Genomic DNA, 21438 nt, shown 5'->3' with positions numbered 1-21438 from the left:
GCGATTGTACAGAGGTTGCAGAGGAAAATGTATAGGCTGTGTAAGAATCTCCTTATCGACAACCAATGTGCTGTAGATATGCTTAACTCAGTGAGCGACGCGCGCTCTGGTTAAGCGCCGCGCCTGAGTTGCTCGTCTGCGAACGTGATCCGAGTTGTGTAAGCTGACGTGTTTTGCTTAAATGTTGGGTCGGTAAAGGTAAGTACTTATCTTCACTGAAAATTTCAAATCGCACTGATAGTGAATCCTCACTGCCAGGGCAGAAGTGGATAATGTGAGAGCAGACATATGCAAGAGATCGTCAAAGGTTTTCTGAATTTTCAACAGAATGTGTTCCCTGAAAGGAAGGATCTTTTCAAAAGTTTGGCATCCAACCAAAATCCCAAAGCCCTGTTTATCTCCTGCTCAGACAGCCGTCTGGTGCCAGAGCTGGTGACGCAGTCGGAGCCGGGTCAGCTGTTCGTGATCCGTAACGCCGGTAATATCGTGCCACCGTTTGGTCCAGAGCCGGGCGGCGTGTCCGCCACCATTGAGTACGCAGTAGTGGCGCTGGGCGTGACCGAAATTATTATTTGTGGTCACTCCAACTGCGGTGCCATGAACGCGATTGCTTCCAATGCCGATCTGGAAACCATGCCAGCGGTTGATCACTGGTTGCACTACGCCAACGCGGCGAAAGCGGTGGTGGAAGAGCGCAACTACGATTCGGTTGAGAAACGTCTCAACGAAATGGTGAAAGAGAACGTGATCGCGCAGCTGCACAATATCAAAACACACCCTTCTGTGGCGGTCGCGCTGCGTAAAGGCAAAGTGCGCCTGCACGGGTGGGTTTATGATATTGAGAGCGGTGGCATCATTGCGCTGACCAAAGGCGGTGAATCCTTTATTTCACTGTCGGAAAACCCGGAAACCTGCTTCGAGTAATTCCGCCTAACCACCTGCAATGCAGGTGGTTTTTCCTCGCATTTCGCTAATATTTCCTCCCGCGCTGAAAACCAACTTCTACACTTGAGAAGCAATTACCTCTGATAAGGGCTCTCTCATGCGATTTCCCCTTTGTGTTCCCGTGTTAACGCTGGCACTGCTGGCCGCGGGTTGTACCTCTCATGTGGCCGACAAAAAACAATATTCCGGTTTTCTCGGCGATTACAGTCAGCTGCAATCGACCCAATCGCCAAGCGGTAAACCGACGCTGCGCTGGATCTCTCCCGATTATCACGATGCTGATTATCGAGGCGTGGTTTACACGCCGGTGGTCTATTATCCGGCGGCGCACCCGACTGCACGTATCAGCCAGCAAACGCTGGATGAGGTGCGCAGTTACACCGATAGCCAGCTGAAGCGGGCGATTTCTGAACGCAAACCGCTGGTGACCACCAAAGGCCCGCGTACGTTGCTGGTAAAAGCGGCGATTACGGCGGTATCGGCAGAAAATGAAGGCGTGCAGTTCTACGAAGTGGTGCCGATTGCCGCCGTTGTTGCCAGCACCATGGCGGCCACCGGGCACCGCACGCAAGAGAGTTCGCTGTTCCTCGAAATCGAAGCAGTGGATGCTCAAACCGGTAAGCCGATGATTAAAGTGGTGCGTAAAGCCTTCGGCAAAACCTTACCGAATAACAACACGCCAATTACCCTCACCGATCTCCGTCCAGGCATTGATGAGATGGTGCGCGACACGTTGGCGTTCTCCGTGCCGTGAACCTGTGCCCGGCCGTGTGCCGGGCTTAATGTTTTGTAAATCCTGCACATCCTTTGTCACGCGCTGACTACCCTTAACGGCAGACCGTGATAAAGGAGAATGCCATGCGTTTACTGCCCGCCGCGCTGCTGTTTGGCGCTTTAAGCACGTCCTTACCGTTATTCGCTGCCGATGTGCAGGTTCAGGTGCTGCAGGACAAGCTCGATCATCCGTGGTCCGTGGCTTTTCTGCCCGACAATCAAACGCTGTTAATCACTGAACGATCCGGCCAGCTGCGCAGCTGGCAGCCGGGCAAAGGCCTGTCGCAACCGATCGGCGGCGTGCCGAAGGTGTGGGCGAATCGTCAGGGCGGCTTGCTGGATGTGGTGCTGGCGCCGGACTTTGCCCAAAGCCGCCGCGTGTGGCTCAGCTACACCACCGCCGATGCCAGCGGCCGCGCCGGTGGCGTGGTGGGTTATGGCCGATTAGGCGATGACAACCGCCAACTGAGCGACTTTAAAGTGGTGCTGGAGCAAACGCCGAAGCTGTCGGGTGGCGCCAATATCGGCACGCGACTGGCGTTTGATCGTCAGGGCTTTCTCTATATCGCCTTCGGTGACAACTTCGCCAGCAGCAGCGCGCAGCAGCTGGATAAGCTCTCCGGCAAAATCGTGCGTCTGACCAAAGACGGTGAAATCCCGCCGGACAATCCGTTTGTCGATCGCCAGGGCGCGCGCGCTGAAATCTGGTCTTACGGCATGCGCAATCCGCAAGGGCTGGCGCTCAATCCGTGGACGCAGCAAATGTGGGAAAGCGAACACGGCCCGCGCGGCGGCGATGAGGTAAACATCCCGGAGAAGGGCAAAAATTACGGCTGGCCGCTGGCAACTTACGGCATTGATTACAGCGGAGAGAAAGTGCCGGAAGCGAAAGGCAGTGAAGTCGAAGGTACCGAGCAACCGCTGCACTACTGGAAAGTCTCGCCCGCCATCAGCGGCATGGCTTTCTATAACAGCGCGCGCTTCCCGCAGTGGAAAAACTCACTGTTTATCGGCGCGCTGAAGGAGAAGAGTTTGATTCGCTTGCAGGTGAATGGCGAGAAAGTGGTGGAGGAGCAGCGCTTACTGGAAGATCGTGGCGAGCGTATTCGTGATGTACGACAAGGCCCGGATGGTTATCTCTATGTGCTAACCGATGAGTCCAACGGCAAGCTGCTGAAAGTGGGGCTGCCAGACGCCGCCAGCGCCCCACGCGGTTAACTTAGCGTGCCCAGTTACACACTTCCCATCCGCGCTGCTGTGCTTCCTGCAGCAGCAGCGGATTGGGATTCACCACCCATGCATGGTCGGCATGCGCCAGCAGCGGTAAATCATTCATTGAATCGCTGTAAGCCCAGGTGCGTTCAAAGCGTTGGTCCTGCTGTAACGCTTTCCAGTCGCTGAGGCGCGTCACTTTGCCTTCACGATAGGTCATGGTGCCGTAAGTTTGCCCGCTGTAGCGTTCATCCACCACTTCAACGCCAATAGCCAGTGCGCCGTGAACACCAAGGCGCTCGGCGATGGGAACAGCAAGATGATCGCCGCTGGCGGTGATGATCATTACCGTGTCGCCGCGCTGCTGATGCCACTCAATACGCTCGCGGGCGGCGGGGAAAACGCGCGGCATGATGTCGCGATGGATAAAGCGGCGTACCCAGCCTTCCACGGTCATGGTGGCCATACCGGCGAGTGGCGCCAGCGTGGTGTTCATATACTCTTCAATCGATAACGTACCGGTGTGATATTTTTCCATCAGAATTTTCTCCTGCTGGATGATCTCTTCGGGGGCAAAGCCCTGTGAAACCAACCAGCGCAGCCACAGGCTGGTGCTGTCTTCACAAATCAGGGTTTCGTCCAAATCGAAAATGGCTAAGTCCATCGCGGCTCTCCTCAGGCTGACTGAATTCAGGTTAGCGGAAATTTGTGACTGGCTTAACCGTTCTGCGAAAAATCGGAATTACACGCAAAATTTTTCAATAGTCAGATGGGCAAAAGTGGCGGCGCTGCACGGTTGGTGCCAGGGTTACTCTAATAAACTCTATAAAACTTTACGATTGGACGGTTTTTTTCGCTGGCCTGAACCGTTAGCGTGGGATGAGACACGTCTTATCTGCAAAAAACCAAGATTTAACAAGGACAATCTGGTCATCCTCATGAGAAAAAACACCTTCGCTACTGCATGGCGGCCGCTGGCTGCATCGTCACTATTATTACTTTTCATTCCTATTTCAACGCTGGCAGAACAAGCTCCAGCCGCTCCGCAGATAGACGCCAAAGCCTGGATCTTAATGGATTACAACAGCGGCAAAGTGCTGGCGGAATCCAATGCCGATCAGCGCCTCGATCCCGCCAGTTTGACCAAAATGATGACCAGCTATGTGGTCGGCCAGGCGCTGAAATCGGGCAAGATTACCAACGATGATATGGTCACCATCGGCCAGGATGCGTGGGCAACCGGCAATCCTAAACTGCGCGGTTCATCGCTGATGTTCCTCAAACCTGGCGATCGCATTCCGGTCTCTGAACTGAATAAAGGCGTGGTGATTCAATCTGGCAACGACGCTTGTATCGCATTGGCTGATTATGTCGCGGGCAGCCAGGATTCGTTTATTGGGTTGATGAACAATTACGTAAAAGCCTTTGGTCTGCAAAATACCCACTTTATGACGGTGCACGGCCTGGACGCCGAAGGGCAATACAGCACCGCGCGTGACATGGCGATTATCGGCCAGCGCCTGATCAGCGATGTGCCGGAAGAGTATGCGATCAACAGCGAAAAAGAGTTCACCTTCAATAAAATTAAGCAGATGAACCGTAACCGTCTGCTGTGGAGCACCAATCTGAAGGTGGATGGCATCAAAACCGGTCACACCTCCGGCGCGGGTAATAATCTGGTGGCCTCGGCAACTGAAGGTGATATGCGCCTGATTTCCGTGGTGCTTGGCGCGGCAACCGATGCAACGCGTTTCCGCGAAAGTGAGAAGCTGCTGACATGGGGTTTCCGCTTCTATGAAACCGTGACGCCGATTAAAGCCGAAAAGCCGTTTGCGCAGCAGCGCGTATGGTTTGGCGATCACAGCCAGGTCAATCTTGGCGTGGCAAAAGACGCTGCGATCACCGTGCCGAAAGGGCAGATGAAAAACCTTAAGGCCAGCTTTACTCTGAATTCACCGCAGCTGGAAGCGCCGCTGGAGAAGAATCAGGTGGTGGGCACTATCGATTTCCAGCTGGATGGCAAAACCATTGAACAACGTCCGCTGGTGGCGATGGAAGCAGTGCCGGAAGGGGGCTTTATTGGCCGGATTTGGGACTTCATTATGATGAAATTCCACGGCTGGTTCGGGAAGTGGTTTAGTTAATAAAAAACGGTGCGCATCAAGCGCACCGTGTTGTAGGGTCGCCATTCATGGCGACCTCATCCCTCACTCACGTATCCACCCTTTCTTAATCGGCATAGCAAACAGTGCGCGATACACCTGATGCGTAAACGCCAGCATCCGCTCGCCATACAGTTGCCACGCCATATGCGACGCCAGACACGCCAGCAAACCAACCAAAAAGCCGCCCAGCATATCCATTGGCCAGTGCACGCCAAGGTAGACGCGTGACCACGCAATGGCGCTGCCGATCACCAGCAACAGCACGCCCGACCACAAGCGATGCCAGAAGATAAATGCCAGGGCAAAGGTAAAAATGGTGGTGCCGTGATCGCTCGGATAAGAGTCATCTGCGGCGTGAGATAAGAACTGATGTCCGAAGCCAATGGCAAACGGACGTGGATGCGGCAACAGCTGGCCGACGCACCATGAGATACTCAGCGCGTACAGCAGCGCCATGCCGGTTTTCAACACCAGCGCACGTTGCGATTGCACATGTTCGCGCGGTCCCCACAGCCACAGCGCCACAATCAGCAGCGGCACGATGGCAATCACATCTTTGGCAATAAAGGTCGCCAGACTAATCAGCCACTGCGGCGAATCCTGTGTGGCGTTGATCCATAAAAAAAGCGTGTGGTTCAGAGCTTCCATCACGATTCCTTGTCCTCGTCTTGTTTACCCGAAAAACAGCAGCGCAAATATGGCTGCAAAATAAGTTTGATAGCCTAAAAGCGGACCAGCTATGAGTACATAGTCGCGCTCTTAAACTTATTGCGGGTTGTTGGAGTGTTTAACTTTGATGAAAGTTGCAAGAAGGTTTAATTAAAACAGGGCGAAGCAAGAGGATGACGAAGGGGATTTTGGCAATCTGGCGAAAAAGCCATAAAAAAACCCGCAAGTCAGTGACCGGCGGGCTCCACAATTTGGGGATTTCAAAGAAAAGCAGTGGCACTTATTCAGACTGCGCCCCCCAAAGAAAGTTCTGGACAGCGCGAAAATATTTTTATAAAGGCAAAAGCGGCCAGATTATCACGATCAAGGTGCCGGCCAACGTCAGCAAAACGTTAGCAATCGCATACGTTCCTGCATAGCCTAAAGCTGGAATGCTGCTGCGCGCGGTATCGCTGATGATCTCCATTGCTGGCGCACAGGTGCGCGCGCCCATAATGGCACCAAACAGTAGCGCGCGATTCATGCGCAGCACATAAGCGCCGAACAGATAGCAAATCACCACCGGCAGCAAACTCACCAGTAAGCCGCTCACCAACATCAACGCACCGGCGCTGCCAAAACCGTGCTGCAAACCGCTGCCCGCGCTCAGGCCAACGCCCGCCATAAACACCATCAAACCAAACTCTTTCACCATCGTCAGCGCACCCTGCGGGATATAGCCAAAGGTCGGATGGTTGGCGCGCATAAAGCCGAGCATGATGCCCGCGAACAACAAACCGGCGGCGTTACCGATGCCAAAGCTGAAGTTGCTGAACTGGAAGGTGATCATGCCGATCATCAAGCCGACGATAAAGAAGGCGCAGAAGGCGAGCAGATCGGTGATTTGGCTGTGAATGGCGATAAAACCAATGCGATCGGCAAGGCTCTTGACGCGGCGTGCTTCGCCGCTTACCTGCAGCACATCGCCTTTGTTGAGCATAATGCTGTCATCGATCGGCATCTCGATCTGGCTGCGAATCACGCGGTTGAGGAAGCAGCCGTGATCGGTCAGCTTGAGATGGCTCAGGCGCTTATTCACCGCGTTGTGGTTTTTCACCACGATCTCTTCGGTGACGATGCGCATATCCAGCAGGTCGCGATCGAACACCTCTTTGCCGTTACGGAAGCTGGGATCAAGGCGCGCGTGCGCATCGGGATAGCCCACCAGCGAGATATCGTCGCCCAGCTGCAGCATCGCGTCACCGTCCGGGCTGGCGAGAATGCCGTTGCGGCGCAGACGCTCGATGTAGCAGCCGGTCTGGCGATGAATGCCCAGCTCGCGCAGGTTTTTGCCGCCGCTCCACTCCACCAGTTCCGGACCGACGCGATAGGCGCGAATCACCGGCAGAAACACTTTGCGCTGGCTGTCGGCGTCGAGGCCGCGCTCACGCGCGATTTGCTGCGCACAGGTCGGTAGATCCTGATGTTGCAGGCGCGGCAGATAGCGTGCGCCAAAAATCAGGCTGACTAAACCCACCAGATAGGTGAGGGCATAACCGAGGCTGAGATTATCCTGCATCAACGTGAGCTGATGGCTGTCGCTGATGCTTTGCCGCAGCGTATCGCCAGCGCCCACCAGCACCGGCGTCGAGGTCATCGAACCGGCTAACATGCCTGCGGTTAAACCAATATCCCAGCCGAATACTTTGCCAAGCGTCAGGGCGATTAACAGCGCGCTGACCACCATAACAATCGCCAGGAAGAAGTAGTTTTTACCGTCGCGGAAAAATATCGAGAAAAAGTTAGGTCCGGCTTCCACGCCGACACAAAAAATAAACAACATAAAGCCCAGACTTAATGCGTCAGTATTAATGGCGAAATGCTGTTGACCTAAAATCAACGAAACAACCAGGACACCAATGGAATTACCGAGTTGGACCGAGCCGAGGCGTAATTTACCTAAGCAGAGTCCGAGTGCTAAAACGACAAATAATAACAGAACGTCATTTCCGCTTAACAATTCTGCGACGTTAATGTTCACGGTTTAACTTCTTCTTAACCTGTAACCAGTTGATGAGAGAGACTTTTTTCGCTATCTTGTGCCGAACGTTAAGGTTCCTGCAACAAAAGCGTTCAAGCCGAAATCTAAAGCGGCGTCATTCTAATCATAATTAACACCCTCAGCTATCGGCAGTTTTCATTCCTTTCGCCTCCAGCTGTTTCTTTTTATTTCCAGTCGTGCGCATCAGGGCAGAAAAAGTTTCATAATTGTTAACGTCAAAGTTGAGGATAATTATGTTGCAGCGCAATAATCGCTGGCCAGCATCCATTCTGGGCGTGATGCTTTATACGCTGGTGTTTATTTATGCACATCATTTCTGGGCCGCCGCCAGTGAACAAGCCGTGCGCGGACAGCCAGAATTACTGCTGTTTTTACTGCCGGGATGTTTGATGGCGCTATTGCAGCCGGAAAGTCCGCTGATCAGCACCTTGTGGGTGGCGCTGGGCGGTACGCTGCTGGGCATGATGTGGTTGATGCTGGCGGTGCCAATGACGCATAGCGGCTTGTTGATTGTGGCCTGGAGTTTGAGTGCGCTGTTCTGGGCGGGATGTGGTGCGCTGCTGGTGCGCTTGCTGCGGATTATGCTGGCGATGCGTGCCGAATAGCACCAACAAAAATGGGCCCGCAGGCCCGTTCTCTTATGCTTCGATACCCAGGTTTTCTTTGGTCCAGGCAGCGAATTCGGTGTAACCACCAATGTGCTGATCGTCGAGGAAAATCTGCGGCACGGTTGTTACCGGCTTGCCGGCACGGGCTTCCAGATCGGCTTTAGTAATGCCGGTAGCCTGAATATCAACGTACTGATAGTTAAAATCGTCGCGCTCGCTGGTCAGCTTGGCGGCCAACTCTTTCGCACGTACGCAGTAAGGGCAGCTAGAACGGCCAAAAATCACTGCAATCATTGCTTCTCTCCTTCCGCTGCTGTTTTGTGACTAGAATCACATCACAGCGTGAATAATGCGTCACATCATGCCCGCCCATCCTGCTTAATGAAAGAAGAAGTTACCTGTTATTCTGATACCTGCTGCCTATGCAGACGCTTAAACTGATTGAACGCCAAGGAACCCTCGCATGCGTGATCTCGCCACATTACCGAAACCCGTGTTACTGCTCGAAGTGCTCGGCGTGCTTGCCGTGATTGGCGCATTGTTGCTTACCAACGATTGGGTGAGCGCACCTGATTTCATCGCGAAAAAGCCGCTGGCGACGCTGCTGTTTTTTCTCGGCATCGCGCTGATGCTGCCTGCCGCATGGATGATGATGTGGCGCACGGCGAAGGCGATGGCTCCACAATTGTTCAATCATTCCAACAAAAAGAAGTAACCACCGGAGAGGATTTATGACGCCGACTATCGATTTACTGTGCAGCCACCGTTCTATTCGCGCCTTCACCGAACAAGGTATTGATGAAGCGCAACGCAGCGCCATTATTGCAGCGGCACAAGCGGCTTCGACCTCCAGCTTTTTACAATGCTCCTCAATTATTCGTATCACCGATCCCGCAAAGCGCGAGCAGTTGGTACAGCTGACTGGCGGCCAACCGTGGGTCAGCGCGGCGGCGGAGTTTTGGGTGTTCTGCGCGGATTTCAATCGTCACCAGCAGATCTGCCCAGACGCGCAACTCGGGCGTGCTGAACAGCTGCTGCTCGGCTGTGTTGATACCGCGCTGATGGCGCAAAATGCCATGGTGGCGGCGGAATCGCTGGGCCTTGGCGGTGTATTCATTGGCGGGATTCGTAATAGCATCGCTGAAGTTACCGAGCTGCTGGAGCTGCCGAAGTTTGTGTTGCCGCTGTTCGGCTTCTGCGTCGGTCATCCAGCTGATGCGCCAGACGTCAAGCCACGCATGCCGCAAGCGATGCTGGTGCATGAAAATCGTTATCAGCCCGTCGATAAAAAGCTGCTGGCACAGTACGATGAGCAAATTACTGCCTATTATCAGCAACGTGATAGCAACCAGCGTTCCGAAACCTGGAGCCAGCTGATTCAACGGCTGATTATTAAAGAAACGCGTCCCTTCATACTGGATTACCTGCATCAGCAGGGTTGGGCGACGCGCTAAGCACAAGGAACTTTGCAATGAAAATGGCCATTCTCACCCGCGATGGATCGATCTATTCGTGTAAGCGTCTGCGCGACGCAGCGGAGGAGCGTGGTCATCAGGTGCAGATCATCGATCCGCTCTCCTGTTACATGAACATCAATTCCGATTCACCGGCGGTGCACTATCGCGGCGAGACGCTTGGGCATTTTGATGCAGTGATCCCGCGTATCGGTACCGCCACCACCTTTTACGGCACCGCAGTGCTGCGCCAGTTTGAGGTGCGAGGCAGCTATCCGCTCAATGAATCGGTGGCGATCACTCGCGCGCGCGACAAACTGCGTTCGCTGCAGCTGCTGGCGCGTGAAGGCATTGATATGCCGATCACCGGTTTTGCCTCCTCGCCGGATGATACCGATGATTTGATTGCGATGGTCGGCGGCGCGCCGCTGGTGGTGAAGCTGGTGGAAGGGACGCAGGGGATCGGCGTGGTGCTGGCGGAAACGCGCCAGGCGGCGGAGAGCGTGATCGACGCTTTTCGTGGCCTCAATGCGCATATTCTGGTGCAGGAGTTCATTAAGGAGGCGCAAGGACGTGATATTCGCTGCCTGGTGATTGGCAATGAAGTGGTGGCGGCGATTGAGCGTGAGGCGAAAGAGGGCGATTTTCGCTCTAATCTACATCGCGGCGGCAAAGCGCGCGCCGTGCACATCACCGATCAGGAGCGGGATATCGCGGTAAAAGCCGCCAGTACGCTGGGGCTTGAAGTGGCTGGCGTGGATATCCTGCGCGCCCATCGTGGACCGCTGGTTATGGAGGTGAACGCCTCGCCCGGACTGGAAGGAATTGAAGGCATTACCGGTTTAGATATCGCCACCATGATGATCAAGTGGATTGAGCAGCATGCTTGCCCCGGCTATCGTCCTAAAACCGGCGGCTAACCCGCGCTTTTCAGCGGTTTTCGTGGCATCCAGATCGGTTTTTCCGTAAGCTAAGGCGCTCATTTCTTCACCCCACAGGATATTACGATGGATTCACTGGTCGTTCCGGACATTGACGTGCTGCGTCGCTGGCTGGATCAACAAAATATCACCTGGTTCGAATGCGATGCCTGTCAGGCACTGCATCTGCCGCATATGCAGAATTTTGACGGGGTGTTTGATGCAAAAATTGACCTGGTGGATAACGTTATCCTCTTCTCCGCGCTGGCAGAAGTAAAACCGACGGCGCTGATTCCGCTGGTAGGCGATTTATCGCAGATCAACGCCAGCTCGCTCACTATTAAAGCCTTTGTTGATATTCAGGACGACAATCTACCGAAGCTGATTGTCTGCCAGTCGATCAGTACCAGCGCCGGATTAACCTTCGGTCAGTTCTCCCACTTTATGAAGCAGAGTGAAGAGGGCGTTTCCATGGTGATCATGGAAGCCTTTGCTAACCACTTGCTGGTGGTCGAAGAAGAAGAGGAGCGACAACCCAGCTCCAGCAGCCACGCGATGCTGCACTGAGTTCCCCGCCTCGCTAACTGCCGCTTTTTGCGGCAGTTTTCATTTTTGCCCCACCATTTTTTATTCTGCACTTTGCCCTTTATTGCCAGATATTAGTCGTGCTTTATGCCACTAACGCCAAACCCCATAGCAGAAACATGCATAACTTATCGCGAAAAGGCGTTTTTTAAGCTGGGATCTGGTGCAGGTGGTGCGGGGGGGCTATTCTTGCGGGGCTGCTTGAGACGTGCAACCTCAGCGCAGGTATAGGTTTTTGCTATTAAACTCCCGCTGAATATTGATTCATTGTGTGCCTGTGATTTAACAGAAAACGCAACGTCCGGATCGCCGTGTATGCAGCGTTGTGATGACCCGCTCAGGAGGAAGTAAAACATGTTCAACCAACGTAAAAAATGGTTGTCAGGTGTGGTTGCTGGTGCATTGATGGCTGCGGCCGGCGGTGCGCAGGCCGAAGGTAGTACGGTTCATGTGTATAACTGGTCCGATTATATCGCGGCGGATACCGTGCCGAACTTCGAAAAGCAGACCGGCGATAAAGTGGTTTATGACGTCTTTGACTCCAACGAAGTGTTGGAAGGCAAACTGATGGCCGGTAGCACCGGTTATGACGTGGTTGTGCCCTCGTCGAGCTTCCTCGCGCGTCAGCTGCAATCCGGCGTGTTCCAGGAGCTGGATAAGAGCAAGCTGCCGAACTACAAAAATCTTGATCCCGATCTGATGGCGAAAGTAGCCCAGCACGATCCGGGTAACAAATACGCGATTCCTTATCTGTGGGGCACCACCGGCATCGGCTATAACGTCGATAAAGTGAAAGCCGCACTGGGCAAAGATGTACCGCTGGATAGCTGGGATCTGGTGCTGAAACCAGAAAACCTGGAAAAACTGAAAGGCTGTGGCGTCTCCTTCCTCGATGCACCGGAAGAGATCTTCGCTACCGTGCTGAATTACCTCGGCAAAGATCCAAACAGCTCTGACGCGAAAGATTACTCTGGCGCGGCGACTGATCTGCTGCTGAAACTGCGTCCAAACATCCGTTACTTCCACTCGTCGCAGTACATCAACGACCTGGCGAACGGCAACATCTGCGTGGCGATTGGCTGGTCGGGCGATATCCTGCAGGCGAAAGATCGCGCGGATAAAGCCAACAACGGTGTGCATCTGGGCTACATCGTGCCGAAGCAGGGCGCACTGGCGTTCTTCGACATGTTTGCGATTCCTAAAGACGCGAAAAATGTGGAAGGGGCGTATCAATTCCTCAACTACATGATGGATCCAAAAGTCATTGCTGACGTTTCCAACAACATGAACTATGCCAACGGTAATAAAGCCTCGCTGCCGCTGATCAATGCGGACGTGCGCAACAATCCGGGCATCTTCCCAACGCCGGATGCCATGGCCAAACTGTTTGTGCTCAAGGTCCAGGATCCGAAACTGGATCGTGTGCGTACCCGTGCATGGACTAAAGTAAAAAGTGGTAAGTAATTCGTTCTGAACGATTATTGCCTGAAGACGACAGCAGAGGCGCAGTGATGGCCTCTGTTGTGCCATTTTTAGCGGCTGGCTGTGCCGCGCGATTTTAGCGCCGGAGAAATGTTAGTGAACGACGCGATTCCCCGCCCCCCAAATAAAACGGCTAAGGCGATGACGCCGCTGCTGGAAATTCGCAACCTGACCAAATCTTTTGACGGCCAGCATGCCGTAGATGATGTCAGTCTGACCATTTACAAAGGTGAGATTTTTGCGCTGCTGGGCGCATCCGGCTGTGGCAAATCGACCTTGCTGCGCATGCTGGCGGGATTCGAACCGCCAACCAGCGGCCAGATTGTGCTGGATGGTCAGGATCTCTCCCATGTTCCGCCGTATCAGCGCCCAATCAATATGATGTTTCAGTCCTACGCACTGTTCCCGCACATGACGGTGGAGCAGAACATTGCCTTCGGCCTGAAGCAGGACAAACTGCCGAAAGGCGAAATCACTAGCCGCGTCGAAGAGATGCTATCGCTGGTGCACATGCAGGAGTTCGCGAAGCGCAAGCCGCATCAGCTCTCTGGCGGTCAGCGTCAGCGTGTGGCGCTGGCGCGTAGTCTGGCGAAGCGTCCTAAGCTGCTGCTGCTCGACGAACCGATGGGCGCGCTGGATAAAAAACTGCGTGACCGCATGCAGCATGAAGTGGTCGATATTCTCGAGCGTGTCGGCGCTACCTGCGTGATGGTGACGCACGATCAGGAAGAGGCAATGACCATGGCGGGCCGTATCGCCATCATGAACCGTGGCAAATTCGTGCAGATTGGTGAGCCGGAAGAGATCTACGAGCATCCAACCAGCCGCTACAGCGCGGAGTTCATCGGTTCGGTGAATGTGTTTGAAGGCTTGCTGCGCGAGCGCGGTGAAGACGCGCTGATCATTGACGCGCCTGGCTTAGTGCATCCGCTGAAAGTGCAGACCGATGTCTCCGTGGTGGATAACGTGCCGGTGCATGTGGCGCTGCGTCCGGAAAAAGTGATGTTGTGCGAAGAAGTCCCAGCCGATGGCTGTAATTTTGCCGTGGGTGAAGTGGTTCACATCGCCTATCTCGGCGACCTGTCGATTTATCACGTGCGTCTGCGCAGCGGCCAGATGATCAGCGCACAGTTGCAAAACGCCCATCGCTACCGCAAAGGCGCGCCAACGTGGGGCGATGAAGTGCGTCTCTGCTGGGACGCCGACAGCTGTGTGGTTCTGACGGTTTAAGGGGGCGATATGAGCCAGATTTCTCAACGCAGCGAGCCCGAAGTGGTGGGCACGCCGCTGCAGCGCTGGGCCACGCGCATCAAGATGCAGCACGGCCGCAAGCTGGTGATTGCCTTGCCATATCTGTGGCTGATCCTGCTGTTCCTGCTACCGTTCCTGATCGTGCTGAAGATCAGTTTCGCCGATATTGCGCGCGCCATTCCGCCGTACACCGATTTGGTCACCTGGGCCGATGGCGAGCTCAATCTGGTGCTTAACCTCGGTAACTACTTCACGCTGACCGACGATCCGCTGTATGCCGACGCATATCTGACGTCGCTGAAAGTGGCGGGCATCTCCACCATTATCTGCCTGATGATCGGATATCCGCTGGCGTGGGCGGTGGCGCACAGCAAGCCATCAATGCGTACGATTCTGCTGCTGCTGGTGATCCTGCCGTCGTGGACCTCGTTCCTGGTGCGCGTATACGCGTGGATGGGCCTGCTCAACAACAACGGCATTCTTAACCGCTTCCTGATGTGGCTCGGCGTGATCGATCATCCGCTGGTGATCCTCTACACCAACACGGCGGTGTATATTGGCATCGTTTACTGCTATCTGCCGTTTATGGTGCTGCCAATTTATACCGCGCTGACGCGTATTGATTATTCGCTGGTGGAAGCCTCGCTGGATCTCGGTGCACGTCCGTTGAAAACTTTCTTCAGCGTGATTGTGCCGCTGACCAAAGGCGGAATTATTGCTGGCTCAATGCTGGTGTTTATTCCGGCGGTCGGTGAGTACGTGATCCCGGAACTGCTCGGCGGCCCAGACAGCATCATGATTGGGCGTATTTTGTGGCAGGAATTCTTTAACAACCGCGATTGGCCGGTAGCTTCCGCGCTGGCGGTGATCATCCTGTTGATTCTGATATTGCCGATTATCTGGTTCCATAAGCACCAGAACCGTGAAGTGGGAGAGAAAGAATGAGCCAGTTACCGACCATTCGCTCTCCGTGGCGCACAGTGATTCTGGTGCTGTGCTTTATGTTCCTGTACGCGCCGATGCTGCTGCTGGTGGTTTACTCCTTCAACAGTTCGCCGCTGGTTACGGTGTGGGAGAACTTCTCATTCCACTGGTACAAGGTGCTGTTCCAGGATCAGGCGATGCTGGATGCGGTGGGTCTCAGCCTGACCATCGCCGCGCTCTCAGCTACCATGGCGGTGGTGCTTGGCACCATGGCGGCGGTGGTGATAGTGCGCTTTGGTCGCTTCCGTGGGCATAACGGCTTCGCCTTTATGCTGACAGCGCCGCTGGTAATGCCCGATGTGATCACCGGTTTATCCTTGTTGCTGCTGTTCGTGGCGATGGGCAATACCTTTGGCTGGCCGAGCGATCGCGGCATGCTGACTATTTGGCTGGCGCACGTGACCTTCTGTACCGCTTACGTGGCGGTGGTGATCAACTCGCGTCTGCGTGAGCTGGATCGCTCGATTGAAGAGGCGGCGATGGATCTCGGCGCAACGCCGGTGAAAGTGTTCTTCGTGATCACCGTGCCGATGATCGCGCCCGCGATTGTTACCGGCTGGCTGCTGGCGTTTACCCTATCGCTGGATGATTTGGTGATTGCCAGCTTCGTGACCGGCCCAGGCGCGACCACTTTGCCGATGGCGATTTTCGCTACCGTGCGTCGTGGCGTGAATCCGGAGATCAACGCTTTAGCCTCGCTGATTCTGTTTGTCGTCGGTTTAGTCGGTTTTATCGCCTGGCGCTTTATGGCGCACGAAGAAAAGCAGCGTTTACGCGATATTCAGAAGGCAAAACGTGGCTGAACGCCGTAACATTAGGATGTACGGTTTTGTAGGGTGCGCATTTATGCGCACCTCAGTCACGGAGCTCCACCATGTCGGAAACCCTGAAACACGGTTCAATGATTAACGCTACGCCGGTGCCGGTAATGGTCGCAGGCTGCGCCATCATCATTACGCGCTGCCTCAGCGTGTTGATGCTGGCCAACGAACTGGGTTACGACGAACTTGCCAATTTCGTGCATCGCAGCGCGCAAGCCTGGGATTCCACGCTGATCTTTATCGCCAGCCAGCTGATTTTCCTGTTTGAACTGCGCTGCGCTTTTACCCTTATGCGCGGCAAAAATCGTGGGCGCTGGGGCTATGTCGCGACGCAAATCATTGTGTTGATCTACATGTTGATGGCATCGGTGGGCTGGATCTACCCGGAAATTTTCAGCATCCCTGGCGAAAGTAATGCGCAAATTATTCATCACACGCTGCTGCAAAAACTGCCGGATGTGCTGGTGTTAGCGCTGCTGTTTGTGCCCGCCAGCAGTCGCGCTTTTTTCCGGCACCGGTGATACAATCGCCCCCCATTTTTTCTCCCGATTCTGAATACAGGCATTTGCATGCATTGCGCGCTTTATGATGCCGGTCGCTGTCGTTCGTGCCAGTGGCTGGAAAAACCCTATCCGCAACAGCTCAACGACAAGCAGTCGTTGCTGGAACAACTGCTGGCTGAGAGGCCGGTGGGCGAATGGTTGCCGCCGGTGCAATCCGCGCAGCAAGGATTTCGTAATAAAGCCAAAATGGTGGTGAGCGGTAGCGTTGAGCGGCCGATTTTCGGCATGGTGGCGCGCGACGGTGATCCGGTCGATCTCTGCGCTTGTCCGCTCTATGCCGACAGCTTCAGCGCGGTGTTCACGCTACTCAAACCCTTTATCGCCCGCGCTGGTTTAACGCCGTATAACGTGGCGCGCAAACGCGGTGAACTGAAATTCCTGTTGCTGACCGAGAGTACCCAGGGCGGCATGATGCTGCGTTTTGTGCTGCGTTCCACCAGCAAGCTGCAGCAGCTGCGCGCTGCCTTGCCGTGGCTGCAACAGCAGCTGCCGCAGCTGAAGGTGATCTCCGCTAATATTCAGCCGGTGCATATGGCGATTCTTGAAGGTGATGAAGAAATTGCGCTGACGCCGGATCAGGCGCTGGCGGAGCGCTTTAATCAGGTGCCACTGTATATTCGTCCGCAAAGCTTCTTCCAGACCAATCCACAGGTTGCCGCCGATCTCTATGCCACCGCGCGTGATTGGGTTGCGCAGTTGCCGGTTAGCAGCATGTGGGATCTGTTTTGTGGCGTCGGGGGATTTGGTTTGCACTGCGCAACGCCGGAGATGCAGCTGACCGGTATCGAAATCAATGCTGAAGCCATCGCCTGTGCGCAGCAGTCGGCGCAGCAGCTTGGATTAGAAAAAGTGAGTTTTGCCGCGCTGGATTCCACTCAGTTCGCCACTTCGCGTGAAGCGGTGCCGCAGCTGGTGCTGGTGAATCCGCCGCGTCGTGGTATCGGCGCAGAGTTGTGTGCTTATCTCAGTGAGATGGCGCCGGATTACATTCTCTATTCCAGCTGCAATCCCACCAGCATGGCGCAGGATATTGCGCGTCTGGCGGAGTATGACGTGATCCGAGTGCAGCTGTTCGACATGTTCCCGCATACTGCGCATTTTGAAGTGCTGTGTTTGTTAAGCAAGAAGGGCGGAACAGCGTAGCGTTCACCGGAACGGAGGACGTGCAGAACCTGTCTGGCGCCCGCCACGCTATCCCATAATGCTTATTCCGGGAACCACTTCTGATTGATCTGCTGCCAGGTGCCGTTGGCTTTCAACGCCACTAACGCGCTGTTCAGCTCGTTGAGCAGCGGCTCATTGCCTTTGCGTACTGCAATGCCTAAACCGGTGCCGAAGAAGTCGGTATCGGTGATGTGCTCGCCGACAGCGCTGAGATCATCATTGGCCTTCAGCCACTGATTTACCACCGCCGTATCACCAAACACGCCGTTCAGCCGACCGTTTTTCAGATCGAGAATCGCGTTCTGATAGCTGTCATACGCCACCGCAATCACCTCCGGATGTTTCTCCAGCAGGTATTTTTGATGCGTGGTGCCGTTCTCAACGCCAACGCGTTTGCCTTTCAGCTGGCTGAAATCGGTGAACTGGCCTTTATGCGCAATCACAATCGCCGAGTTAGCGTAGTAAGGCTGGGTGAAATCGACCTGCTTACTGCGATCGGCGGTGATGTCCATGCCGGAAATCACCGCGTCATAGCGACGGAATTTCAGCGATGGAATCAGGCTATCGAAGGCGTTATTGGTGAAGGTGCAATCCGCTTTCATCTGCTGACACAGTGCTTTTGCCAGATCGATATCAAAGCCAACGATTTGGTTGTCGTGATCAAGGGATTCGAACGGGGGATAAGTTGCGGAAGAGGCGAAGCGGATTTTTTCAGCCGCATAAGCATTCATTGCCAGAGTTGCCAGTGCAGCAGCAACGATCCATTTTTTCATTATGTAACTCCTGTAAACCATGCCAGAGACGGAACGGGTTACACGATGCCAGTTAATGAATTTATATGCAATATTTTTGCTTAATAATTTAAATTAAATCAGGCGCCGTTTCGGGCGCCTGTTGTGGTGACATCAGTTACGGTGCTCGAATGCCAGCGCACGCTTCTCAACCAAACGCATCATCAGCGTCAGTAAGCCGTTAACCACCAGATAGATCAGGCCAGCGGCAGCGTACACCGAGATATCGTAAGTGCGGCCATACAGCAGCTGCCCGTGGCCCATCACTTCCATCAGCGTAATGGTGTAAGCCAGCGAGGTACTTTTGAATACCAGCACCACTTCATTGGAGTAGGACGACAGGGCGCGCTTGAAGGCGTACGGCAGCAGAATGCGCAGCGTATCTTTGCGGTTCATGCCGAGCGCCGCGCAGGACTGCCATTGACCGGACGGAATCGCGCGCACCGCACCGTAAAACAGCTGAGTGGTGTAAGCCGCACTGTTGAGTGACAGCGCCAGCAGCGCACACAGCCACGGCTGCGACAGCAGATGCCACAGCCACGGAATGTTCTGGATGCTGGGGAATTGGCCGGGACCGTAATAGATCAGGAAGATCTGCACCAGCAGCGGCGTGCCGGTAAACAGGGTGATATAGCCTTTCACCAGCCAATTCAGCACTGGCACTTTGAGCGCCAGCACGATGGTGCAGAGCACAGAGAGCACCAAAGCCGCAATCAGCGAAGCCACGGTCAGCGTCAGGCTGGTGTGTAACCCTTTCAGCAGCTCGGGTAAGTAATCCAGCATGCTTAAGCCCCTCGCTCAAAACGCGTGGTGCGCAATTCAATGCGGCGCAGCACGAACTGACTGAACAGCGTAATAATCAGATAGATCGCCGCGGCCACCAGATACCAGGTAAAAGGCTCTTGGGTGCGCGTGGCAATGCTTTTGGTTTGCAGCATCAGATCGTTGACGCTGATCAGCGAGACCAGCGCAGTATCCTTCAGCAAAACCAGCCATTGGTTACCCAAACCGGGCAGCGCGTGACGCCACATCTGCGGCATGATCAGGCGCAGAAAAATCGCCGACTTCTTCATACCCAGCGCCTGGCCCGATTCCCATTGACCCACCGGTACCGCTTTCAGCGCGCCGCGCAGGGTTTGTGACGCATAGGCGGAATAGAGCATCGCCAGCGCAATCACACCACACAGGAAAGGACTGACGTCGAAGTTTTCAATCTGCACCTGCACCGGAATGTTGAACAGGCCGAGATTGATGTGGAAGCCATCGGAGAGCGTCAGCAGCAGCTGAGAAGCGCCGAAATAGATAAACAGCACCACCAGAATTTCCGGCAGGCCGCGAATCAGCGTGACCAGCGCGGTACCGAGCCACGCCAACGGTTTCCAGCGTACCGATTCCCAGCCAGCAAAAATCATCGCCAGCACAAGGCCGGCGATCAGTGCACAAACGGCAAGGCCGACGGTCATACCGGCGGCGCTTGCGAGTGGAATCATTTCATTCATCAGAAATTACTGCTGGAACCATTTGCTGTAGATGGTTTTGTAGGTGCCGTCAGCTTTGATCTTCTCCAGCGCAGCGTTGAATTTGCCCTGCAGCTCGCTGTTGCCCTGACGCACGGCAATACCTAAACCGGTACCGAAGTAATCTTTGTCCGTCACTTTCTCACCCAGCGGCGCGAGGTTGGCGTTCTGCTTCAGCCACTCGTTCACCACGGCGGTGTCACCGAATACGGCATCGATGCGACCGTTTTTCAGATCCAGCACCGCGTTCTGGTAGCTGTCGTAAGGCACAACGGTGATGTCGCTGTGCTTGTCAGAGAGATATTTCTGATGCGTGGTGCCGTTCTGCACGCCAACACGCTTGCCTTTCAGCGCGGCCACGTCAGCCATTTTGCCTTTCTGCGCAATGAAGATGGCAGAGTTGTCGTAGTACGGCTTGGAGAACAGCACTTGCTTCTCACGATCTGGCGTGATGTCCATGCCCGCCATCACCGCGTCAAAACGACGGAATTTCAGGCTGGGGATCAGGCTATCGAACGCCTGATTGGTGAAGGTGCAGGTCGCATCCATCTCTTTACACAGCGCGTTAGCCAGATCGACATCAAAGCCCTGAATTTTGTTATCAGAGTCGACGAATTCAAACGGAGGATAAGAAGCCTCGGTAGCAAAACGCAATGTCTGTGCCGCTGAAGCGCTGAGGCTCAGGCCAGCAAGGAGGGCAGCAATTACAACTTTTTTCATTAGAAGCATCCTGACTTAATGCGAAAGATAATTAGCAAACGCGTCGGTTTGCGGCTGTGTAAAGTGGCTGGCATCGCCTTGCTCAACAATGTGACCGTTTTCCATATACACCACGCGGCTGGCGGTTTTACGCGCCACTTCCACTTCGTGCGTGACGATCACTTGTGTGATGTTGGTCTGTGCCAGCTCACGAATAATGCTGACGATCTGGGCGGTGATTTCGGGATCAAGCGCGGCGGTCGGTTCATCAAACAGCAGCACCTGCGGCTCCATCATCAGCGCACGGGCAATCGCGACGCGCTGCTGCTGGCCGCCGGAAAGATGCAGCGGGAAGCGATCGGCGTACGGCGTCAGGCGCAGACGATCCAGCAGCTTTTCCGCACGCGCACGCGCGGCATCTTTGCTGAGACCGAGCACGCGGCACGGCGCTTCAATCAGGTTTTGCACCACGCTAAGGTGCGGCCACAGATTGTATTGCTGGAATACCATGCCCACGTTCTGCCGCAGCTCGCGAATCGCGCTGTCGGAAGGGGCTTTGGTGAAATCAAACTGGTTGCCGGCAATCTGCAGGCTGCCGGAACGCGGTTGCTCCAGCAAGTTGAGAACGCGCAGGAGCGAACTTTTACCCGCGCCACTCGGGCCGAGCAACACCAGCGTTTCACCCTGCGGACAAGCCAGGTTGATATCGAACAGTGCCTGATGGGCACCGTAAAAACAGTTTATGGCGTTTAGTTGAATACTCATGCGCTAAAAATGAATAGTAATTAGTGTC

Annotated in this window: 24 protein-coding genes; 15 read left to right on the top strand and 9 right to left on the bottom strand. The window is 54.6% G+C overall.

From position 1 onward, the window contains the following. Nucleotides 1–288 precede the first annotated feature (288 nt). From FHW71_RS08370 to FHW71_RS08360, 3 genes are all read left to right on the top strand, one after another. Nucleotides 289–924, top strand: coding sequence for a carbonic anhydrase (locus tag FHW71_RS08370; protein WP_007887698.1), 636 nt, complete (start codon nt 289–291; stop codon nt 922–924). Nucleotides 925–1042: 118 nt separating this feature from the next. After that, nucleotides 1043–1699 (top strand): DUF3313 domain-containing protein, encoded by a 657-nt coding sequence (locus FHW71_RS08365; protein WP_008102487.1) that lies wholly within the window; start codon nt 1043–1045, stop codon nt 1697–1699. 104 nt (nt 1700–1803) lie between these two features. Beyond that, the gene (locus tag FHW71_RS08360) at nt 1804–2937 is read left to right on the top strand and encodes a PQQ-dependent sugar dehydrogenase (RefSeq protein ID WP_179451424.1); all 1134 of its coding nucleotides are present in this window, start codon (nt 1804–1806) and stop codon (nt 2935–2937) included. Between the two features lies 1 nt (nt 2938). On the opposite strand, the gene FHW71_RS08355 is transcribed toward FHW71_RS08360, so the two are convergent. Beyond that, entirely contained in the window at nt 2939–3595 is a 657-nt protein-coding gene (locus FHW71_RS08355; RefSeq protein ID WP_008102483.1) for an HAD family hydrolase, read from the bottom strand. 274 nt (nt 3596–3869) lie between these two features. Between FHW71_RS08355 and FHW71_RS08350 the strand changes: the two genes are divergently transcribed. Further along, complete coding sequence (locus tag FHW71_RS08350; RefSeq protein ID WP_179451422.1) at nt 3870–5075, top strand: serine hydrolase; 1206 nt, start codon at nt 3870–3872, stop codon at nt 5073–5075. 63 nt (nt 5076–5138) lie between these two features. Here the strand turns inward: FHW71_RS08350 and ybjG are convergent, their stop codons facing one another. Next, nucleotides 5139–5744, bottom strand: coding sequence for an undecaprenyl-diphosphate phosphatase (ybjG, locus tag FHW71_RS08345; RefSeq protein WP_061717185.1), 606 nt, complete (start codon nt 5742–5744; stop codon nt 5139–5141). Nucleotides 5745–6096: 352 nt separating this feature from the next. After that, nucleotides 6097–7785 (bottom strand): aspartate:alanine antiporter, encoded by a 1689-nt coding sequence (locus FHW71_RS08340; RefSeq protein ID WP_061717183.1) that lies wholly within the window; start codon nt 7783–7785, stop codon nt 6097–6099. Between the two features lie 254 nt (nt 7786–8039). On the opposite strand from FHW71_RS08340, the gene ybjM reads away from it, so the two are divergent. After that, nucleotides 8040–8411, top strand: coding sequence for an inner membrane protein YbjM (ybjM, locus tag FHW71_RS08335; protein ID WP_008102476.1), 372 nt, complete (start codon nt 8040–8042; stop codon nt 8409–8411). Between the two features lie 33 nt (nt 8412–8444). Here ybjM and FHW71_RS08330 read toward each other — a convergent pair whose 3' ends face one another. Beyond that, entirely contained in the window at nt 8445–8708 is a 264-nt protein-coding gene (locus tag FHW71_RS08330) for a GrxA family glutaredoxin (protein ID WP_007887673.1), read from the bottom strand. A gap of 169 nt (nt 8709–8877) precedes the next feature. On the opposite strand from FHW71_RS08330, the gene FHW71_RS08325 reads away from it, so the two are divergent. The 10 genes from FHW71_RS08325 to rlmC all read left to right on the top strand — a co-directional run bounded on the left by FHW71_RS08325 (nt 8878) and on the right by rlmC (nt 17617). After that, nucleotides 8878–9129 (top strand): DUF1418 family protein, encoded by a 252-nt coding sequence (locus FHW71_RS08325; protein ID WP_008102474.1) that lies wholly within the window; start codon nt 8878–8880, stop codon nt 9127–9129. A gap of 16 nt (nt 9130–9145) precedes the next feature. Then, entirely contained in the window at nt 9146–9868 is a 723-nt protein-coding gene (gene nfsA / locus FHW71_RS08320; protein WP_179451420.1) for an oxygen-insensitive NADPH nitroreductase, read from the top strand. A 17-nt stretch (nt 9869–9885) separates the two neighbouring features. Further along, nucleotides 9886–10788, top strand: a complete 903-nt coding sequence (gene rimK, locus FHW71_RS08315; RefSeq protein ID WP_061717177.1) for a 30S ribosomal protein S6--L-glutamate ligase — start codon at nt 9886–9888, stop codon at nt 10786–10788. Nucleotides 10789–10875: 87 nt separating this feature from the next. Continuing rightward, nucleotides 10876–11355, top strand: a complete 480-nt coding sequence (locus FHW71_RS08310) for a YbjN domain-containing protein (protein WP_008102469.1) — start codon at nt 10876–10878, stop codon at nt 11353–11355. 372 nt (nt 11356–11727) lie between these two features. Beyond that, on the top strand, nt 11728–12837 hold the full coding sequence (gene potF, locus FHW71_RS08305) for a spermidine/putrescine ABC transporter substrate-binding protein PotF (RefSeq protein WP_008102467.1): 1110 nt from the start codon (nt 11728–11730) through the stop codon (nt 12835–12837). 114 nt (nt 12838–12951) lie between these two features. Continuing rightward, nucleotides 12952–14085, top strand: coding sequence for a putrescine ABC transporter ATP-binding subunit PotG (gene potG, locus FHW71_RS08300; RefSeq protein WP_008102465.1), 1134 nt, complete (start codon nt 12952–12954; stop codon nt 14083–14085). A gap of 9 nt (nt 14086–14094) precedes the next feature. Continuing rightward, a complete protein-coding gene (potH, locus tag FHW71_RS08295; RefSeq protein ID WP_008102463.1) occupies nt 14095–15051 on the top strand; it encodes a putrescine ABC transporter permease PotH in 957 nt (318 codons plus the stop codon). Then, the gene (gene potI / locus FHW71_RS08290; protein WP_008102460.1) at nt 15048–15893 is read left to right on the top strand and encodes a putrescine ABC transporter permease PotI; all 846 of its coding nucleotides are present in this window, start codon (nt 15048–15050) and stop codon (nt 15891–15893) included. Before potH ends, potI begins: the two co-directional genes overlap by 4 nt. A 71-nt stretch (nt 15894–15964) precedes the next feature. Next, nucleotides 15965–16432, top strand: coding sequence for a YbjO family protein (locus FHW71_RS08285; RefSeq protein WP_179451418.1), 468 nt, complete (start codon nt 15965–15967; stop codon nt 16430–16432). Between the two features lie 48 nt (nt 16433–16480). Next, complete coding sequence (gene rlmC / locus FHW71_RS08280; protein WP_179451416.1) at nt 16481–17617, top strand: 23S rRNA (uracil(747)-C(5))-methyltransferase RlmC; 1137 nt, start codon at nt 16481–16483, stop codon at nt 17615–17617. A 62-nt stretch (nt 17618–17679) separates the two neighbouring features. Here the strand turns inward: rlmC and artJ (FHW71_RS08275) are convergent, their stop codons facing one another. The 5 genes from artJ (FHW71_RS08275) to artP form a co-directional block, all read right to left on the bottom strand. Further along, nucleotides 17680–18411, bottom strand: coding sequence for an arginine ABC transporter substrate-binding protein (gene artJ / locus FHW71_RS08275; protein ID WP_097094391.1), 732 nt, complete (start codon nt 18409–18411; stop codon nt 17680–17682). 132 nt (nt 18412–18543) lie between these two features. Beyond that, a complete protein-coding gene (artM, locus tag FHW71_RS08270; RefSeq protein WP_179451414.1) occupies nt 18544–19212 on the bottom strand; it encodes an arginine ABC transporter permease ArtM in 669 nt (222 codons plus the stop codon). Nucleotides 19213–19214: 2 nt separating this feature from the next. Continuing rightward, nucleotides 19215–19928, bottom strand: coding sequence for an arginine ABC transporter permease ArtQ (gene artQ / locus FHW71_RS08265; protein WP_179451412.1), 714 nt, complete (start codon nt 19926–19928; stop codon nt 19215–19217). Between the two features lie 6 nt (nt 19929–19934). Further along, nucleotides 19935–20666 (bottom strand): arginine ABC transporter substrate-binding protein, encoded by a 732-nt coding sequence (gene artJ / locus FHW71_RS08260; protein WP_008102446.1) that lies wholly within the window; start codon nt 20664–20666, stop codon nt 19935–19937. A 15-nt stretch (nt 20667–20681) separates the two neighbouring features. Next, nucleotides 20682–21410: an arginine ABC transporter ATP-binding protein ArtP gene (artP, locus tag FHW71_RS08255; protein ID WP_008102444.1), complete on the bottom strand. Its 729-nt coding sequence runs from the start codon at nt 21408–21410 to the stop codon at nt 20682–20684. Between the last annotated feature and the right edge of the window lie 28 nt (nt 21411–21438).

This window comes from Enterobacter sp. Sphag1F, assembly GCF_014193275.1.
GTDB lineage: Bacteria > Pseudomonadota > Gammaproteobacteria > Enterobacterales > Enterobacteriaceae > Pantoea > Pantoea symbiotica.
Note: the sequence above shows the minus strand (reverse complement) of the source record. Positions and strands in the feature narration are given on the sequence as shown.

Bases quoted from the DNA above. Each gene is read 5' to 3' on its own strand.
- FHW71_RS08370 (WP_007887698.1), top strand. From the start codon at position 289: ATGCAAGAGATCGTCAAAGGTTTTCTGAATTTTCAACAGAATGTGTTC.
- FHW71_RS08365 (WP_008102487.1), top strand. From the start codon at position 1,043: ATGCGATTTCCCCTTTGTGTTCCCGTGTTAACGCTGGCACTGCTGGCC.
- FHW71_RS08360 (WP_179451424.1), top strand. From the start codon at position 1,804: ATGCGTTTACTGCCCGCCGCGCTGCTGTTTGGCGCTTTAAGCACGTCC.
- FHW71_RS08355 (WP_008102483.1), bottom strand. From the start codon at position 3,595: ATGGACTTAGCCATTTTCGATTTGGACGAAACCCTGATTTGTGAAGAC.
- FHW71_RS08350 (WP_179451422.1), top strand. From the start codon at position 3,870: ATGAGAAAAAACACCTTCGCTACTGCATGGCGGCCGCTGGCTGCATCG.
- ybjG (WP_061717185.1), bottom strand. From the start codon at position 5,744: ATGGAAGCTCTGAACCACACGCTTTTTTTATGGATCAACGCCACACAG.
- ybjM (WP_008102476.1), top strand. From the start codon at position 8,040: ATGTTGCAGCGCAATAATCGCTGGCCAGCATCCATTCTGGGCGTGATG.
- FHW71_RS08330 (WP_007887673.1), bottom strand. From the start codon at position 8,708: ATGATTGCAGTGATTTTTGGCCGTTCTAGCTGCCCTTACTGCGTACGT.
- FHW71_RS08325 (WP_008102474.1), top strand. From the start codon at position 8,878: ATGCGTGATCTCGCCACATTACCGAAACCCGTGTTACTGCTCGAAGTG.
- nfsA (WP_179451420.1), top strand. From the start codon at position 9,146: ATGACGCCGACTATCGATTTACTGTGCAGCCACCGTTCTATTCGCGCC.
- rimK (WP_061717177.1), top strand. From the start codon at position 9,886: ATGAAAATGGCCATTCTCACCCGCGATGGATCGATCTATTCGTGTAAG.
- FHW71_RS08310 (WP_008102469.1), top strand. From the start codon at position 10,876: ATGGATTCACTGGTCGTTCCGGACATTGACGTGCTGCGTCGCTGGCTG.
- potF (WP_008102467.1), top strand. From the start codon at position 11,728: ATGTTCAACCAACGTAAAAAATGGTTGTCAGGTGTGGTTGCTGGTGCA.
- potH (WP_008102463.1), top strand. From the start codon at position 14,095: ATGAGCCAGATTTCTCAACGCAGCGAGCCCGAAGTGGTGGGCACGCCG.
- potI (WP_008102460.1), top strand. From the start codon at position 15,048: ATGAGCCAGTTACCGACCATTCGCTCTCCGTGGCGCACAGTGATTCTG.
- FHW71_RS08285 (WP_179451418.1), top strand. From the start codon at position 15,965: ATGTCGGAAACCCTGAAACACGGTTCAATGATTAACGCTACGCCGGTG.
- rlmC (WP_179451416.1), top strand. From the start codon at position 16,481: ATGCATTGCGCGCTTTATGATGCCGGTCGCTGTCGTTCGTGCCAGTGG.
- artJ (WP_097094391.1), bottom strand. From the start codon at position 18,411: ATGAAAAAATGGATCGTTGCTGCTGCACTGGCAACTCTGGCAATGAAT.
- artM (WP_179451414.1), bottom strand. From the start codon at position 19,212: ATGCTGGATTACTTACCCGAGCTGCTGAAAGGGTTACACACCAGCCTG.
- artQ (WP_179451412.1), bottom strand. From the start codon at position 19,928: ATGAATGAAATGATTCCACTCGCAAGCGCCGCCGGTATGACCGTCGGC.
- artJ (WP_008102446.1), bottom strand. From the start codon at position 20,666: ATGAAAAAAGTTGTAATTGCTGCCCTCCTTGCTGGCCTGAGCCTCAGC.
- artP (WP_008102444.1), bottom strand. From the start codon at position 21,410: ATGAGTATTCAACTAAACGCCATAAACTGTTTTTACGGTGCCCATCAG.